This is a genomic window from Janthinobacterium sp. HH102, assembly GCF_001758625.2.
GTDB lineage: Bacteria > Pseudomonadota > Gammaproteobacteria > Burkholderiales > Burkholderiaceae_D > Janthinobacterium.
In genome coordinates this window covers 3,147,529-3,164,860 of the sequence record NZ_CP062062.1, presented here as the reverse complement: position 1 = coordinate 3,164,860, position 17,332 = coordinate 3,147,529, and the positions used below count along the sequence as shown (strand labels likewise).

General features: G+C 67.0%; 15 protein-coding genes. 8 read left to right on the top strand and 7 right to left on the bottom strand.

Annotation, left to right across the window (positions count from 1 at the left end):
* Window positions 1-26 precede the first annotated feature (26 nt).
* The 5 genes from gstA (at window position 27) to JAB4_RS14445 (ending at window position 4,226) form a co-directional block, all read left to right on the top strand.
* Window positions 27-641, top strand: a complete 615-nt coding sequence (gene gstA / locus JAB4_RS14465) for a glutathione transferase GstA (protein ID WP_070224322.1) — start codon at window positions 27-29, stop codon at window positions 639-641.
* A 68-nt stretch (window positions 642-709) separates the two neighbouring features.
* Window positions 710-1,807, top strand: coding sequence for an acyl-CoA dehydrogenase (locus tag JAB4_RS14460; protein WP_070224321.1), 1,098 nt, complete (start codon window positions 710-712; stop codon window positions 1,805-1,807).
* 150 nt (window positions 1,808-1,957) lie between these two features.
* Window positions 1,958-2,755 (top strand): HDOD domain-containing protein, encoded by a 798-nt coding sequence (locus JAB4_RS14455; protein WP_227741955.1) that lies wholly within the window; start codon window positions 1,958-1,960, stop codon window positions 2,753-2,755.
* Between the two features lie 92 nt (window positions 2,756-2,847).
* A complete protein-coding gene (locus JAB4_RS14450; RefSeq protein ID WP_070224319.1) occupies window positions 2,848-3,279 on the top strand; it encodes a hypothetical protein in 432 nt (143 codons plus the stop codon).
* Window positions 3,279-4,226: a DUF2145 domain-containing protein gene (locus JAB4_RS14445; protein WP_083287111.1), complete on the top strand. Its 948-nt coding sequence runs from the start codon at window positions 3,279-3,281 to the stop codon at window positions 4,224-4,226. The genes JAB4_RS14450 and JAB4_RS14445 overlap by 1 nt, the downstream gene beginning before the upstream one ends.
* Here the strand turns inward: JAB4_RS14445 and JAB4_RS14440 are convergent.
* The 4 genes from JAB4_RS14440 to JAB4_RS14425 form a co-directional block, all read right to left on the bottom strand.
* A complete protein-coding gene (locus tag JAB4_RS14440; RefSeq protein WP_070224318.1) occupies window positions 4,223-5,512 on the bottom strand; it encodes a nucleotide disphospho-sugar-binding domain-containing protein in 1,290 nt (429 codons plus the stop codon). The genes JAB4_RS14445 and JAB4_RS14440 overlap by 4 nt on opposite strands.
* A 163-nt stretch (window positions 5,513-5,675) precedes the next feature.
* A complete protein-coding gene (locus tag JAB4_RS14435) occupies window positions 5,676-6,137 on the bottom strand; it encodes a GNAT family N-acetyltransferase (protein ID WP_070224317.1) in 462 nt (153 codons plus the stop codon).
* Between the two features lie 47 nt (window positions 6,138-6,184).
* The gene (locus JAB4_RS14430; RefSeq protein WP_070224343.1) at window positions 6,185-6,814 is read right to left on the bottom strand and encodes an NAD-dependent dehydratase; all 630 of its coding nucleotides are present in this window, start codon (window positions 6,812-6,814) and stop codon (window positions 6,185-6,187) included.
* Between the two features lie 45 nt (window positions 6,815-6,859).
* Window positions 6,860-8,140 carry an arsenic transporter gene (locus JAB4_RS14425; RefSeq protein WP_070224316.1) on the bottom strand — a complete coding sequence of 427 codons (1,281 nt, stop codon included), beginning with the start codon at window positions 8,138-8,140 and terminating at the stop codon, window positions 6,860-6,862.
* A gap of 193 nt (window positions 8,141-8,333) precedes the next feature.
* Between JAB4_RS14425 and JAB4_RS14420 the strand changes: the two genes are divergently transcribed.
* Window positions 8,334-9,809, top strand: a complete 1,476-nt coding sequence (locus JAB4_RS14420) for a phage tail sheath C-terminal domain-containing protein (RefSeq protein WP_227742157.1) — start codon at window positions 8,334-8,336, stop codon at window positions 9,807-9,809.
* A gap of 200 nt (window positions 9,810-10,009) precedes the next feature.
* Here the strand turns inward: JAB4_RS14420 and JAB4_RS14415 are convergent, their stop codons facing one another.
* Window positions 10,010-10,768 (bottom strand): IclR family transcriptional regulator, encoded by a 759-nt coding sequence (locus JAB4_RS14415; protein WP_070224315.1) that lies wholly within the window; start codon window positions 10,766-10,768, stop codon window positions 10,010-10,012.
* Window positions 10,769-10,904: 136 nt separating this feature from the next.
* Here JAB4_RS14415 and JAB4_RS14410 point away from each other — a divergent pair, with 136 nt between their 5' ends.
* A complete protein-coding gene (locus tag JAB4_RS14410) occupies window positions 10,905-12,086 on the top strand; it encodes an MFS transporter (RefSeq protein WP_070300389.1) in 1,182 nt (393 codons plus the stop codon).
* 4 nt (window positions 12,087-12,090) lie between these two features.
* Entirely contained in the window at window positions 12,091-12,777 is a 687-nt protein-coding gene (locus JAB4_RS14405; protein WP_070221487.1) for a hypothetical protein, read from the top strand.
* An 8-nt stretch (window positions 12,778-12,785) separates the two neighbouring features.
* Here JAB4_RS14405 and JAB4_RS14400 read toward each other — a convergent pair whose 3' ends face one another.
* A complete protein-coding gene (locus JAB4_RS14400; RefSeq protein WP_070221488.1) occupies window positions 12,786-14,159 on the bottom strand; it encodes an efflux transporter outer membrane subunit in 1,374 nt (457 codons plus the stop codon).
* A complete protein-coding gene (locus JAB4_RS14395) occupies window positions 14,159-17,305 on the bottom strand; it encodes an efflux RND transporter permease subunit (protein WP_070221489.1) in 3,147 nt (1,048 codons plus the stop codon). Before JAB4_RS14395 ends, JAB4_RS14400 begins: the two co-directional genes overlap by 1 nt.
* Window positions 17,306-17,332 lie beyond the last annotated feature (27 nt).

The following is a 17,332-nucleotide window of genomic DNA, read 5'->3' as shown; positions in this document are numbered from 1 at the left end:
CCAACCTGTTCGAGGATAGGATCGCCATGAAACTCTTTTACTCGCCGGGCGCCTGCTCGCAAGCACCGCACATTATTTTGCGCGAAACGGGCATGCCATTCACCCTGGCCAAGGTCGACCTGGGCCAGCACCGCACGCAGGAAGGCGGCAATTACTATGAACTCAACCCGAAAGGCCAGGTGCCGCTGCTGGCGCTCGACGATGGGACGACCTTGAGCGAAGGCCCCGTCATCGCCCAGTACATCGCCGAACAGGCCGGCAGGCAGGACCTGCTGCCGCCCGTGGGCAGCCTGGCCCGCTACCAGGTGCTGGAATGGCAGAACTACATCACGTCCGAGCTGCACAAATCGTTCAGTCCCCTGTTCGATCCCCGCTTCGATGCCGCCACCAAGGCCTTGTTCATCGAGCAATTGGGCAAAAAATTCAAGTGGGTGGACAGCCGCCTGGAAGGCCGGTCCTATCTGACCGGCGCCACGTTCACGGTCGCCGACGCCTACCTGTTCGTCATCACGGGCTGGGCGCCGAACGTGGGCGTGGACTTGTCCGCGCTGGCAAATCTGCAAGCCTTCCTGGGCCGAGTGTCCCAGCGCGACAGCGTCAAGGCTGCTTGGGAAGCGGAAGGATTGAGCAAGGCCGCTTGAACGGCCGTGTCGCGGCACGCCCGGCTCTGTGCGAAAATGCCCGCCTTCGCCATTGCCGGACTTTGCCCATGCCGCACGCTGCCATTACTACTCTTTCCGAGCGCGACGCGCGCCGCATCGCGCGCCACGCCCAGGCGGCCGATACCGCCCGCTTGCTGCATCCAGTGCAGCAAGCCTTGCTGCACCGGCGCGGCTGGCTGACGATGCTGGCGCCGCGCAGCGCGGGCGGCGCCGAACTGCCCCTGCCACAAGTGGTGCGCCTGGAAGAAGCCGTGGCCGCCGTCGACGGCAGCATGGGCTGGGTGCTGACCCTGTGCGCGGGCGCCGGCTGGTTCGCGGGCTTTCTGGCGCCCGACATGGCGCGCGCCATCATCGGCACGCCGCGCGCCTGCCTGGGCGGCAGCGGCGCGGCCACCGGGGACGCGGAGGAAGAAGGCGACGGCTACCGCATCACGGGCAGCTGGGACTACGCCAGCGGCGCGCCCATGGCCACCCACTTCACCCTGAACGCCCGGCTGCGGCGCGCTGGCCAGCCCCTGCTCGACGAACAAGGCCAGCCGCGCATCCGCGCCTTTCTCGTGCCCGCCGCGCTGGTGCGGCTGGTGCCCTCGTGGAACTGCATCGGCATGCGCGCCAGCGCCTCGCACAGCTACCGCATCGACGGCCAGTGGCTCGGCAAGGAACACGGTTTCACCATCAGTCCCGCAGCCGCGACGGCCGACGGCCCCCTGTACCGCTACCCGTTTTATTCGCTCGCCTACGTGACCCTGGCCGCCAACGTGGCCGGCATGGCCGCGCATTTCATGGAATTGGCCGAAGAATGCATGCGCCACCGCCGCCACGCGCGCGCCGGCCTGCCGCTGCTGGAGGTGCCGGAAGTAATATCCATGTTGCAAGACAAGCAAGACGCATTCATCGCCGCCCGCGCGCGCTTTTATGCCGTGCTCGATGACAGCTGGGCAACGGTGGCCGCCGGCGCAACGCTCGATGCGGACGCCATGCAGGCCGTGCAAGAGCGTGCGCTGGCCCTGGTCGCCGCCTGCCGCGCGGCAGTCGACGGCCTGTATCCATACTGCGGCCTGTACGCGGCCCGCGAAGACAGCGCCATCAACCGCGTGTGGCGCGATTTCCATACGGCCAGCCAGCACTCCTTGCTGCTGCCATAAGGCGCTGGAACGCAGCTCCCGATGGCGGGCATGGCCGGTTGGGCATGCGAACGCCATGCCAGCCGGATTGCCTGATAATATGGGGACATTGCTACTTCTCGCTCCCTCTTATCCATGCACGTCAACACGCTCAGCAGCCTTGCGCAACTTTTGGCCAGCGCCGAAACGGAAACCCTGGCCTTTCCCACCAGTATCAACACGGCCCTGCTCCTGCAAAAGGAACTGGCCAACCCGGATTGCCACTCGGCCGACATCAGCCGGCTGCTGCTGTGCGAACCCACCTTGTCGGCGCGCGCCGTGGCGCTGGCCAATTCGGCCATGTTCGCGTCCGGCCACACGCCCGCCATCACCAGCGTGCGCGCCGCCGTCGAGCGGCTGGGCCACCGCAACCTGTATGCGCTGGCGACGGCGGCCGTCATCCGCCAGCTGAACGCGGGCATCCGCGACGAAGCCTTGCGCGCCCGCGCCACCCAGCTGTGGGCGCACACAGTGCATGTGGCGGCGCTGGCGCATGCGCTGGCAGGCGCCGTCACGCAGACGGATGCCGATACGGCGCTGTTCGCCGGTATCGTGCATGAAGTAGCCGGATTTTATTTGCTGGCCCAGGCCGACAAGACCCCGGGCCTGTACGCCGAGCTGGAAACGCAGATGGCCTCCACGCTGGAAGTGATCGGCCGCGCGCTGATGCGCCAGCTGGGCGTGCCGCTGTCGGTGGCCGATGCCGTCAACGCCTTGCCCGGCTCGACCATCATGTTGCCGCCCGAAGGCTTGCGCGACACCCTGCTGCTGGCCAAGGCGCTGGCGCCCGTGCCTTCGCCGCTGCCGCAGGCTTACGTCACCATCAGCGCGCCGCTGCAGGCCTACCTGGAGCACGACCCCGTGCTGCAGGCGCTGCGCACGCAGCCGTCGGCCGAAGCGAAGGCCCTGATCAAGGTGCTGCTCAGCTGACGGCCGATCTGCTATGATGGCGCAGGCCCGGACGGACCCGGCCCGCTTTCATTGACGTGCACTGGAAAACTGCCTTGACTACCTCCCTACGCATGCTCGGCCTGGCCGCAGCTCTGACCATGGCGTGCAACGCCAACGCCGACAGTTTCGTTTCCTCGGCCTCCAGCGCCGGCTCCCAGTCGAGCGGCAGCATATCCGATTCGCTCAACGGTTCGAGCAACAGCTCCTCGCGCGACAACAAGGTGGCCAATGGCCCCTACCGCATCATCGACGTGGCCGCCGTGCCGGGCCGCGACGGCATGACGCGCTTGACCATGCAGGCCGAGGCCACAGCCACGCCGCTGGTGCTGGACTTGCCGCAGGCGGCGCTCGACAAACAGCAGCTGGCGCAAGGCGACATGGTGCATGCGCAAAACCGCGCCTACGGCATCGAATTCTCGCGCAACGACACGCGCGCCGCCTTCTTCCTCGTGCTGGCCGACGACTGGTACGGCGAACTGGCCACGCGTCCCGTCAGCCTTTGATTCGTTTTCTCCCGCACCGCCCGGCACTGCTGCTGCTGGGCGTTTGCGCCATCTTCAGCGCTGGCGCCGCCCAGGCGGGTACCTCGCTGGCCTCGTCGCGCTTTTGCGACCGCGCGCAGGAACTCACGGCCACGGAACAGGACCGGCTGCTGCGCTTTGCCGCCGTCGTGCGCGAGGAACTGGCCGCCAGCGAAGGCAGCGTGGCCCTGATCAGCCGCTCCGGCCTGGACCTGGCCCGCTTCGGCATCCGCTATTCGCACGCGGCGCTGGCCTGGCGCCACGACAACGACAGCGGCTGGTCCGCCCGCCAGCTGTACTACGCCTGCGACGAGGGCCGTCCGCGCATCTTCGACCAGGGCACGGCCGGTTTCGCCATGGGCACGGCCAATCCATCGCTCGGCTACATCTCGCTCGTGAAACTGCCGGCCGAAACCGTGCCGCCCCTGCGCCGCGCCCTGCTCGACCCCGTGCGCGTGCAAGAACTGCTGGCAGGCCGCTACAGCGCCAACGCGTATGCCTTCAATTTGAAATACCAGAACTGCAATCAGTGGGTGGCGGAAATGCTGGCCGCCGCCTGGGGGGAGCTGGCCGCGGGCAGCGACTTGCGCGCGCGGGCCCAGGACTGGCTGCGCGCCGCGCCTTACAACCCCGCCGCCGTCGACGTGGGCGCCCGCTGGCTGATGCTCGGTTCCATCTTCGTGCCCCTGGTGCACATGGACGACCATCCGCCCGAAGCCATCGGCACGATGCGGCTGGCAGTGAGCCTGCCGGCCAGCCTGGAAGCGTTCGCGCGCCAGCGCCTGCCCGCCAGCGAGCGCGTGGAAATCTGCCACGATGGCAAACAGGTGGTGGTGCACCGGGGCTGGGAACCGGTCGCCGACGGCTGCGTGCCCGGCCCGAACGACCGCGTCATCGCCCTCGACGATACGCCGCACAACACGCCCTAAGCAGTCCGGGCGGCCAACGCCGCTTCGACCTGATCGAGCAGGTGCGCCGGCTGCGGCCCCTGCCCCATCCGGCGGGCCACCTCGCCGCACGCCAATTGAACCTCGGGCGCGGCCAGCAAACGCGCCAGCTGGCGCCGCATGCGCCCGGCCGACAAACGCCTGGCCAGCAAGACATCCCCCACGCCGAGCCGCTTGATCCGCCAGCCGTTGTCGAACTGGTCGTAGGCGAACGGCACGATCAGTTGCGGGATGCCCGCGCGGAAGGCATCCGCGCTGGTGCCGATGCCGCCATGGTGCACCACGGCCGCCACGCGCGGCAGCAGGGCCGCGAACGGCGCGTACGCCTGCCACATGACACTGGGGGGCAAGTGCTGCGGCACCTGCGCCGCATGGGACGTGAGGAACAAGCCGCGCCGCCCCAGCCGCCGCAACACGTCCAGGGCGATGCTGAAATAGCGCTGCGCGTGCTGGTGCCCGGTCCCGGGCGTAAAGACGATGGGCGGCTCGCCCTCGCCCAGAAAGCGTTCCAGCTCCGGCGGCAGCGCCGCGGCGCCATGCGGGGCGGCGCCGGAGAAACCGGCTTGCACGAAATGCGGCGGCCAGTCCGCCTGCGGGGCGGCGAACCAGGCGGGAAACAGCCCCAGCGAGGCATCGGGCGCGGCCAGCATGTGCGCAAAAAAATGCGCTTCGGGCGGCAGTCCGTGCTGCGCGCGCGCGCCGTTCAGGCCAGGCAGCAGCACCGGGTCGACCATGCCGCGGTGGATCATCCGCCACAGGGCCTGGCGCCAGGCGAGCGGCACCCAGGCGGGAATGCGCAGCGAGCCGGCCGCCAGGAAATCATGGCTGCTGCACAGGTTCGATGGCGCCAGATAGGCCGCGACGATGCGCAGGTCCGGGCGTACCGAGCGTGCCAGGGCGGCCATCGGCACGAGGAAGGGATGGCACAGCACCACGCACTCTTCACCGTCCGGCAAGCCTTGCACGACGTCGCGCACGGCGCCCAGGTACGGCACGAGGCCGCGCCACACGACGCCCCAGCCCTTGCGCTCATCCCACAGGCCCGGGTCGCCCAGCATGGCCTGCCCCTCTTCCTGCGTGCCGAAGGTGCGATACGACAGCCTTGACGCCTGCGCAGCCGCTTCCTGCCAGCCCGGCACCAGCAGCAGCACGCGCCGCCCCCGTTGCCGCAAGCCCTGCGCCAGCGCGATAAACGGTTGCATGTCGCCGCCGGTGCCGTTGCTGGCGACGATGACGAGCGGCGCCGTCGGGTGGCGGTCATCCGCCATGGTGGCCTCCGTGTCTGGCGAAGCTGTGCGGTGCAAAATCGGACAAGAACGTAGGTTGCATGGGAATCTTTCCTAGTTGAAACATCCAACGATGGTAGGCGATGAAGGTTGGCATTTCAATCAATATCTGAGCACCACTTGACGCCATGGCTGTCTGCAATGGCTACGCCGGCAGTTGCAACATCATGTCCCACTGGTCGATGCCGGGTCCGAAGCCATCGGACGTCACCTTGACCGGCACGAAGCCGAAGCGCGCATAAAAGCCCTGCGTGTGCTGGCTGGTGTTCATGCTCACCCCGGCCACTTGCGGCGCGGCGCGGATGGCGTCCAGGCGCGCCTGCGTCAGCGCGCGGCCCAGTCCCTGGCCGTGCACGTCCTGCGCCACCATGCCCCAGCACAGGCTGGCGACCGTGCCGCCCGCCTCGATGGCATGGCCGCCGCAGGCGACGATGCGCGTTGTTCCCTCGACCTCACGTTCGATGACCAGATACGGCTGCGTTGATGCTTCCAGCCAGGCGACGAAGGCCGCGCGCTCGGACGGGTCGAAAAAGCGCGGCGTATTGCCGTCGAAAAGAGCCAGGCAGGCGTCGCGGTCGCCGGCGCGGTAAGGACGTACTGTTTGCATTTTGCGTACTCAAAAGAACATGAACGCCGATTATACGGGCTGCGCGTTCAGGCCAGCTGTTCCGAACCGACGACATGCACGCCCGGCGCGGCGGCCAGCGCCGCTTCCAGCAGGGCGCCGGCGATGTGCGGCGCGGGATTGATGCGCCAGCGGCGCGGCAGCACGGGGCCCAGCACGCGCAGCAGGCGCAAGGCGGCGCCCTCGCCCGTGCGCGCCACGGCGCGCTCGCCGCCGATCAGCCCGGGCCGCACGCAGGTGAGCGACATGAAGCCCAGCTGCTCCAGGTCGCGTTCCAGTTCGCCCTTGACGCGGTTGTAGAAGATGCGCGAGCCGGGATTGGCGCCGGCGGCGGAATTGAGCGCGTACGCGCGCGTGCCGGCCGCCAGCGCCAGGCGCGCCACGGCCAGCGGATAGTCGTGGTCCACGCGCGAAAATGCTTGCCGCGTACCGGCCACCTTCATGGTCGTGCCCAGGGTGCAGATGACGGCATCCATCTGCCACCACGGCGCGCCGGGCGGCAAGCGGTCGAAATCGACGAGCGGCGCATCGAGTTTGGGATGCGCGGGCAAGGGCTTGCGCACGGGGGCGACGACCTGGCTGACGCGCGCGTCACTGAGCGCCAGGCGCAGCACTTCGCGGCCCACGAGGCCGGTGGCGCCCACAAGCAATAATTTCATGGCTTTCCCGTTAAAGTTGCTGTCAGCCACCACCATACACGGAACTCAGGACAGGCGCAGCGCCAGCGCCGCCAGGGTCGCCAGCAGCACGGGCACGGTCAGCACGATGCCGACGCGGAAGTAATATCCCCAGGAAATGTGGATATTCTTGCTGTCGAGCACATGCAGCCACAGCAAGGTAGCCAGGCTGCCGATGGGCGTGATCTTCGGTCCCAGGTCGCTGCCGATGACGTTCGCGTAAATCATCGCTTCGCGCACGGCGCCCTGCGCCGTCGTCGGGTCGATGGCCAGCGCGCCCACCAGCACCGTCGGCAGGTTATTCATCACGGACGACAACAAGGCCGTCAATACGCCCGTGCCCATGGCCGCGCCCCACACGCCGTACTGGGCACTATGGTTCAGCAGTCCCGTCAGGTACGCCGTCAAGCCCGCGTTGCGCAAGCCGTACACGACCAGATACATGCCCAGCGAAAAAACGACGATTTGCCATGGCGCATGGCGCAGCACGTGGCGCGTGGAAATCACGTGCCCCTTGCCCGCCACGCCCAGCAGCAGCGCGGCTCCGACGGCGGCGATCAGGCTGATGGGCACGCCCAGGGCTTCTTGCGAAAAAAATCCTACCAGCAGCAGCGCCAGCACCAGCCAGCCGGCGCGGAAGGTGGGCAAGTCGCGGATGGCGGCGCCCGGGCGCTTCAGCTGCGCCACGTCATAGTCGCACGGGATATCCTGGCGGAAAAAGATCAGCAAGGCCGCCAAGGTGGCGCCCACGGCGACGACGTTGACGGGCACCATCACGGACGCGTACTCGGCAAAGCCGATCTTGAAATAGTCGGCCGAGACGATATTGACCAGATTCGACACCACCAGCGGCAGGCTGGCCGTGTCGGCGATGAAACCGGCCGCCATCACGTAGGCCAGGGTGGCTTTGGCGGAAAACTTCAATGCCCGCAGCATGGCGATGACGATGGGCGTCAATATCAGCGCGGCGCCGTCGTTGGCGAACACGGCGGACACCAGCGCACCCAGCAAGACCAGCAAGGTAAACAACTTGCGCCCGCTGCCGCCGCCCCAGCGCGCCACGTGCAGCGCCGCCCACTCGAAGAAGCCGGCCGCGTCCAGCAGCAGGCTGATGATGATCACGGCAACAAACGTGCCGGTGGCGTTCCACACGATATGCCAGACGACGGGGATGTCGCCCCAGTGGATCACGCCGGCCAGCAAGGCGACGCCAGCGCCGATAACGGCGCTCCAGCCGATGCCCAGGCCGCGCGGCTGCCAGATGACAAGGGTTAAGGTGGCGAGAAAGATCAGGAAGGCGGTGAGCATGGGGGCAGTGGTCCAGGAAAAAGCGCGAATAAATATTCAATATTTCAATAATACTGGAATTATCAAATAAATGTAAAGCGAGAAATGCCCATGCCCGTGCTATCACTGGCTATACTGGCCCAATGCGTGGCCCGATGCGTGACCAGATGCGTGACCCGATGCAGCCCCGCTCCCTCTGACCAACCAGGAAAGCATGCACATGGCGCAATACAAGACTCCCGGCGTGTATATCGTGGAACAAAACGCGTTTCCCAATGCCGTCGTCGAAGTGGCGACGGCCGTGCCGGGCTTTGTCGGCTACACCGCCAGCGCCAGCCACGACGGCCGGTCCCTGCGCAAGCAGCCGTCGCGCATCAGCTCGATGGCGGAATTTGAAGCCTGCTTCGGCGGCGCGCCCGTGCCCGAATTCATGCTGGAGGCGGGCCGCGCGGCTGGCGCGTCGTGCACGCTGCGCCAGGCCGCCGGCCGGTTCCTGCTGTATCACAGCATACTGCTCTTCTTCATGAATGGCGGCGGCGCCTGCCATATCGTCTCCGTCGGCGATTATCATGACACGCCGGACATCGGCGCATTGTGCGCCGGCATCGATGCGCTGCTGCGGGAGCCGGGCGCGACGCTGCTGGCCGTGCCCGACGCCATGCTGCTGGCGTTGGACGACTGCCATGCGCTGCAACGGCACATGCTCATGCATTGCGGCCAACAGATGCGGAACCGCTTCGCCATCCTCGACATCCACCATGGCACGGCGCCGTTGACGGATGGACCCGTGACCGCTTTCCGGGATGCTATCGGCAGCGACTCGCTGGCCTTTGGCGCCGCCTACTATCCGTGGGTACAGGCCACGGTCGTTTCGCTGGAGGAACTCAATTTCACCCACATCCGCCGTAGCCAGTGGGGTGCGCTGCAAGACGTGCTGCTGCAGCCGCTGGACGCCGGCGGGCAGCGGCAAGTGTCGGCCCTGTTCGAGCAAATGGCCATCGCGCAGTCTTCAGAAAACGGTCAGGCCGGCCGCATCGCCGCCATCGATCGTGCACTGCGCGACGTGAGTCCCCTGTACCGGCAACTACTGCTGGCCATGCACGGCCAACTCAATCTGCTGCCGCCAGGCGCCGCGATGGCAGGCCTGTACACCATGACTGACAACGCGCGCGGCGTGTGGAAGGCGCCGGCCAACATCGGCCTGGTGGCAGTGAGCGCGCCGGCCGTCAACATCACGCACGAGGACCAGGAAGACCTCAACGTGAGCAGCAGCGGCAAGTCGGTCAACGCCATCCGCAGCTTCGAAGGCGAAGGCACCCTGGTGTGGAGCGCGCGCACCCTCGACGGCAACAGCCTCGACTGGCGCTACATCAACGTGCGCCGCACCATGATCATGCTCGAGGAGTCGCTGCGCCTGGCGATCAAGGCGTATGTGTTCGAGCCGAACGTGGCCAGCACCTGGCTCACGATCAAGAGCATGGCCCTTAACTTCCTGACCGGCATCTGGAAGCGCGGCGGCCTGGCGGGCGCCACACCGGACGATGCCTTCAGCGTACACGTCGGCCTGGGTGAAACCATGACGCCCGACGACATCCTGGAAGGCATCTTGCGGGTCACCGTCCTGGTCGCCATCAGCCGCCCGGACGAGTTCATCGAACTCACCTTCCAGCAGCAAATGCAGAAGTCGTGAGGCAACGGGTGCAGCCTGCCGGGCTTACCCCGCTCACTTGAGGGCGATGGCGATATCTGTCAGTCAGCGAAATCGAGCTGGAAAGCCATCCCGACGACATGCCGTCCGGTCAGTTCAAGCTGAACTTTAGGGAAATCCTCTGGAGCGACCACGTGCAGCAAGCGGGCTGAGCCTGGCGCGCAAGCGCCCGATCGGCGCTTTTACGGCTTGACGCCGAGCACGGCTTCAACTTCCGCCTTGCACTGCAATAGCGCCGACAGCAGCTGTTCCCGCTGGGCGTGGAAACGCAGGGCCGGCACGCCCAGCGACAGCGCGTAGCGCTCGCTCGTCCCCGTGTTCAGGGCCACGCCGATGCCGCACACGCCCGGCGCGTGCTCTTCCATATCGACGGCGTAGCCCTGCGCGCGTACCTGTTCCAGGTGCGGCAGCAGTTGCGCAAGCGCCGTGATGGTCTGGTCCGTGCGCGCTTCCAGGCGTTCGCCGAACAGCCGGGCCAGCGCGTCTTCCGGCATCTGCGCCAGCAAGGCCTTGCCATGCGCGGTGCAGTGGATCGGGTAGGCCGTTCCCACGGCCGACACGACGCGCAGTTCATGGTCGGAACAGTACTGGTCCACCGACACCGCATGCAGGCCGCGGTACACGCACACGTCCACCGTTTCGCGCGTGCGCCGGCCCAACGCTTCCGCATACGGCCGCAGGACCGCCACCACGTCCGTATGCGCCGACGCCGCCAGACGCGCGATGGCCGGCCCCAGCTTCACCCCGCCGGCGCCGGAACTGACCAGTTGCTGGGCTTCCAGCGCGGCGACGATGCGGTGCACCGTGGTGCGCGGCAAGTCCGCGCCCTTGGCGATCTGCGCCAGGCTCAGGCCGCCCGTCTGGTTTTCCAGCGCGCGCAGCACCGCCGCCGCGCGCGCAATGACTTGCTTGCCGCTATTGCCTTCGTTTTCTTCACTCATTTCTTTACCCAATTGTGCATGACGATAGCTGCCGTGACGGCATTGACCGGCATTGTACATGGCCCTATAATTGTTCCATCATTCGGAACAGTGTTCCGATTAACGGTTTTTTTAACGCAAGCACCGGGGGAGGCGCATGTCCAGCCGCAGTATATCGAAGACAGCAACGTGCACGCTCCTTTCCGTTGCCAGCCTGACCATCATGGTGGGATGCGTGCTGGTCCCGGGATTGCCGTCCATCGCCGCGCGCCTCGGCGTGGCCGACGCCGCCAGCTGGCTCGTCACGCTGCCCTCGCTGGGCGTGGTGCTGGCCGGTCCTTTCGCCGCCATGCTCATGCAGCGCCTGGGACTGCACCGCAGCCTGCTGGCGGGGCTGTTCCTGTACGGTTTGCTGGGGGCGTCGGGCATGTTCCTGCATGGGCACGTTGCCGTGTTCGCCAACCGTTTCCTGCTGGGCGCGCCGACGGCGCTGGTGATGGCATCGGGCACGGGGCTGATCTCGGCCTTGTTCAGCGGCCAGGCAAGGCTGCGCATGATCGCCAGGCAAGGCATGACGATCGAACTGGGCGGCGTGCTGTTCCTCGCCCTGGGCGGTCTGCTGGCCACGGCGGGCTGGCGCTATCCCTTCCTGCTGTATCTGGCTTCGTGGGTGCTGCTGGCATGCGCCTGGCGCTGCGTGCCGGCACCTGCCCCTGCCGGGGATGCCGGCATGGATGGCGCGCCGCCAGCGCCCGGCCCGTCGCGCGCCCTGCTCCTCGTCCATGCGCTGGCGGCGCTCTCCATGACGGTATTTTTCGCCGCCATCATCATCCTGCCCCTGCGCCTGCAGCAGCTGGGCTGGAGCGAGGACCGGGCCGGGTATTTGCTGTCCTTCGTGTCGCTGGTGGCCGTGGCGGCCGCCTGGCTGATGCCCAAGGTGGTCCGGCGCCTGCATGAACACAGTACCCTGGGCGCCGCCTTCGCCTGTTATGCGCTGGCACACCTGCTGTTTGCGGGCGCCGCCGCGCTGCCCATGCTGCTGGCCGGCGCCGTGGCGCTGGGGATGGGCTTTGGCCTGTCCGTGCCCCTGTGCACGCACATGACGGTCGAGCGCAGCCACTTGCCCAGCCGCAACCGCAACCTCGCCTATCTGTCGATGGCCATCTTCGGCGGGCAATTTCTCTCTTCCTTCATGACGTATCTGCCCGGCAGCCACGCCACGATGTTTGCCGCCACGGCCGCGCTGGCCCTGCTGGGCGCGGCCGTGGCGGCCGCCCCGCTGCTGCGCCGCCGCCCGGCAGGCACCACCGCTGTTTCCACCACCCACACTGAAAGGTAAGACCATGGATCTCAACGACGTCCACGCCCTGCTGCACCCCGCTCCCCTGGCGGTGGAAACGGGCTTCGAACGGCTGCCCAGCGGCGTGCTGCACGTGGCGTGCCGCACCGACTTGCCAAATTGCACTGGCGAGATGTTTGAATGGTGGTTCCGCTCGCGGCCCGACACGGAACGCTACCTGATGTGGCACCCGGTCGACCATCTGGCCAGCGGCTGGGCTGAAGGCAGCGCCGAGACGCACATCGGCTCCATCCATCTGGCGGAAGAATTTTTCAGCGGCATGCCGGCCGAACAGCTGGCCATCCAGTTCCGCGATCCCCGTGAATTCTTCGAGGGACGGCAATACGAGGCGGCGCGGGCCGAGGGCCGCATTTCTGCCGCCGTATGCGCCAGGGTGGGCATGAGCTATGCGCCGCCCCGCACCGCGGACGGCGCCGTCCTTGGCGGGCGCCTGCTGCACATGGGCCGCGACACGGCCTGGGGCATGACCTTGCGCAGCCATTTCTACATGGGCCAGGACTTGCCGGACGCCGGCCACAGCCCGCAAGAGATCGCCGCCCTCTTCCCCGATGCATTCGCCCGCGCCCTGCTCATGCATTGCTACAACGAATTCACCTTCCTGGCGCAATTCCTGCGTTCCCACTACCAGGCGAAGCACCGCGACAGCGTGCCCGTGGCGCTGCCCTGGTAGACGGAGGTTTACTCCTCGAGGCCGCCACCCAGCGCCTTGTACAGCGCCACGGCCGACTTGAACTGGTCGCGCCGCGCGTCGAGCAGGGCTTGCTGGGCCGCATACGACTGGCGCTGCGCGTCGAGCAATTCCAGGCGGCTGTCCTGGCCCGCGTCGTAGCGCAGCTGCGACAGGCGCTGGCGCTGCCGCGCCGCCGCCACCACGCGCTCCTGCGCGGCGATCTGCTGCGCAAACGTGGCGCTGCCGGCCAGGCCGTCGCGCACCTCGCGGAACGCCGCCTGGATCGCCTGTTCGTACTGCAGCACGGCCACGTCCTTGCGCAACCGCGACAGCTGCAGTTCCGCGCGCAGCTGGCCGCCCTGGAACAGCGGCTGCGTCACTTGCGGCGCGAACGACCAGCTGCGCGCGCTGCCGCGGAACAGGTCGCCCAGTTCCGGGCTGGCAAAGCCCAGCGACGCCGTCAACGACAGGCGGGGGAAGAAGGCGGCGCGGGCGGCGCCGATTTCCGCATTCGCCGCCGCCAGCGCGTACTCGGCTTGCAAAATATCGGGACGGCGCGCCAGCAAGTCCGACGGCAGGCCGGGCGGCAGCTGCGTCAGCACGGGCTGGCCATCGAGCGGCCGGCTTGCGGGCAAGTCCGTCGGCAGCGGCGCACCGAGCAGCAATTCCAGGTTATTGCGCGAAAGTAGACTGGCCCGTTCGCGCGCCTGCACGTCCGCTTCCGCCGTGGCCGCCTGCCCTTCGGCTTGCGCCACGTCCAGGCCGCTGCCCTGCTGCGCGCCGTGCAGGCGCTGCGTCAGGAGCAGCGCCTGGCGCCAGTCAAGCAGGGTTTGCCGGGCCAGCGCCAGCTGTTCCTCGGCCAGGCGCTGCTCCAGGTAGGCGTCGGCCACGGCGCCGATCAGGGCCATATGCGCGGCGCGCTGGCCCTGCTGCGTGGCCAGATAGCGGGCAAACGCGGCGTCCGACAGCGAGCGCAGACGGCCGAACAAGTCGATCTCGAACGCGCTCATGGCGATGCCAGCAGTGAACTGATTCTGTGTCACAGCGTCGGCGCCGCGCTGGCGCACGCCGCCCGCATTCGCGCCGATGGCCGGATAGCGGCCCGCATCCTGGATCTGGTACTGCGCCCGCACGGCTTCCACGTTGAGCGAAGCCACGCGCAAGTCGCGGTTGTTTTCCAGCGCGATATCGACGAGGCGCTGCAGCCGCGTATCGAGCAGCATCTGGCGCCAGCCCAGGTCGGCCGCAGTGTCGGCCGCGGCTGGCGCGGCAATCTCTGCATAGCTGGCTGGTATCGGTGCCGCCGGCTTGACCAGAGGCGGCGTCAGGGAACACGCCGACAAGGCCAGCGCGGCCAGGGGCGTGAGAAAAAATAAACGCATTACAACTCTCCTTCCACCGCCTTGACGGCGATGCGATCACTGCGTTTGTTGAAGTACGTGCCCATCTTGTCGACGGCGCCCAGCACCACGACAAAGAACACGGGCACGAAAAATACGGCCAGCACGGTGGCGGTGATCATGCCGCCGAACACGCCCGTGCCGATCGCGTGCTGCGTCTCGGCGCTGGCGCCCGTGGCCAGCATCAGCGGCACCACGCCCAGCGCGAACGCCAATGACGTCATCAAAATCGGGCGCAGGCGCAGGCGCGCCGCTTCCACCGTCGCCTCGACCAGCCCCTTGCCCTGCGCCTGCAACTGGCGCGCATACTCGACGATCAGAATCGCATTCTTCGCCGACAGGCCGATGATGGTGATCATGCCCACCTTGAAGAACACGTCGTTCGGCATGCCGCGCAACATCACGGCCAGCACGGCGCCCAGTAAACCCAGCGGCACCACCAGCATCACGGAGACGGGAATCGACCAGCTTTCATACAGGGCCGCCAGCACGAGGAAGACCACCAGCATCGACAGCGCCATCAGCATGGGCGCCTGCGACGCCGATTCCTTCTCTTGCAGCGACTGGCCCGTCCACGCCAGCGCGAAGCCCGGCGGCAACTGCTTCACGAGCCGCTCCATTTCCAGCATGGCGTCGCCGCTGGACACGCCGGGCGCCGCGCTGCCGGAAATGCGCGCCGATGGGTAGCCCTGGTAGCGCACCAGCTGCAGCGGCGACTCGCTCCACACGGGGCGCACGAGTTCGCCCAGGGCCACCATGCCGCCCGCGTTATTGCGGATGCGCAAGGCCAGCACGTCGTTGAGCTGCATGCGCGACGGCGCGTCGGCCTGGATGATCACCTGCTGCATGCGGCCCGCGTTCGGAAAATCGTTGACATAGGTCGAACCCATGGCCGCCGTCAGCATGTCGGCAATCGCCGTAAACGATACGCCCAGCGCTTCGGCCTTGGTGCGGTCGATATCGAGGCGCACGCTGGCGCCGGGCGGCAAGCCGTCCGGATACACGCCCGCCACCTTGCTGCTTTGCGCGGCCAGGCCCAGCAGCTGATTCTGCGCCGCCTGCAGGGCCGCGATGCCCTGGCTGGCGCGGTCTTGCAGGCGCATCGAAAAGCCGGACGAGTTGCCCAGTTCATCGATGGCGGGCGGCATCAGGCTCATGATCACGCCCTCCTTCGCCTGCGACATGGCCGCCTGCGCCAGCGCCACTTCTTCCTGCGCCGTGGCGCCGTTGCGCTGTTTCCAGTCTTTCAGCATGGTGAAGGCCAGGCCCGCGTTCGGTCCCGCGCCGGAAAAGCTGAAGCCAAGGATCGACTGGTTCACTTCGATGCCGGGACGCGTGGCCACGTGCTGCTCGTACAGCTTGACGACATCGAGCGTGCGCTCCATGGTGGCGTCGGACGGCAGCTGGATCGAGGTGATGAAGTAGCCCTGGTCTTCCTCGGGCAGGAAGGCCGACGGCAGCTGCATGAAGGCCACGCCCAGCGCCGCGACGATGGCGCCGTACAGCACCATCGAGCGGCCGGCGCGTTTCAGCATCGCCACCACGCCTTTTTCGTAGCGCGCCGTCATGCGCTCAAACTGGCGGTCGAACCACAGGAAAAAGCCTTTTTTATCATGGTCATGCGGTCCGATCGGTTTCAACATCGTGGCGCACAGGGCCGGCGTCAGGGTCAAGGCCAGAAACGCCGAGAACAGGATCGACACGGCCATGGCCAGGGTGAACTGGCGGTAGATGGCGCCCACGGAACCGCTGGCCAGGGCCATCGGGATGAACACGGCCGTCAGCACCAGGGTGATGCCGACCACGGCACCCGTGATTTCGCGCATCGCCTTCGACGTCGCTTCCTTCGGCGACAGGCCCTCGGTCGCCATCAGGCGCTCGACCGCTTCCACCACGACGATGGCGTCATCGACGATGATGCCGATGGCCAGCACCATGCCGAACATGGTCAGCACGTTGACGGAATAGCCGGCCATCAGCATCACGGTAAAAGTGCCCATCAGGGCGATCGGCGCGACGATGGCCGGAATCAGGGTGTAGCGTATCTTTTGCAGGAACAGATACATGACGAGGAAGACCAGCACCATCGCCTCCAGCAAGGTGACGATCACCTTTTCGATCGATATCTTCACGAACGGCGCCGTATCGAACGGCACCGAGTACTTGATCCCGGCCGGCATGGTGTGCGCCAGTTCGGCCATGCGCGCACGCACGGCGGCCGCCGTCTGCACGGCGTTGGCACCGGGCGACAGCATGATGGCGGCGCCCGACGCGGCTTGGCCGTTTTCGCGGATGCTGAAATTGAAGCTTTGCGCCCCCAGCGACACTTTCGCCACGTCGCCGATGGTCACTTTCGAGCCATCCGCATTCGCGCGCAGCACGATGGCGGCAAATTCGGCCGGGGTTTGCAGCTGGCCCTGCACCGTCAGCGGAATCGTCACGCGCTGGCCGTGCACGGCGGGCGAATCGCCGAGGCGGCCCGGTGCGATCTGCGCATTTTGCTGCGCGATGGCGGCCGTCAGCTCGCCCATGGCGATGTTGTACGACACCAGCTTGGCCGGGTCGACCCAGATGCGCATGGCCCGCTCGGAGCCGAACAGCTGCACCTTGCCCACGCCGGGAATGCGGCGCAGTTCTTCCGTCACGTTGCGCGCCAGGTAGTCGCCCAGCGCCACTTCGTCATGCTGGCCATTCTCGGAGATCAGGCTGACGATCATCAAAAAGCCCGACGACGCCGATTCCACCGTCAAGCCGTTCTGCCGCACGGCTTGCGGCAGGCGCGGCTCGATGGCCTTCAGGCGGTTTTGCACGTCCACCTGCGCCATTTCCGGGTCGGTGCCCGGCTGGAAGGTGACGGTGATCGAGGCCGAACCCGAGGTGTCGGTGGACGACTCGAAATACAGCAGGTGCTTGACGCCCGACAGTTCGCGTTCGATCAAGCCCACCACGGAATCGTTCATGGTTTGCGGCGTGGCACCCGGATACACGGCGCTGATGCTGACGCTGGGCGGCGCCACGGAAGGAAAACGCGCAATCGGCAATTGCGGTATGGCGATCAGTCCGAACAGGACGATGAAGACCGCCACCACCCACGCAAAGACGGGGCGGTTGATGAAAAATTGAGGCATGTCGTTAGACTTTCATTGGATTCAAAT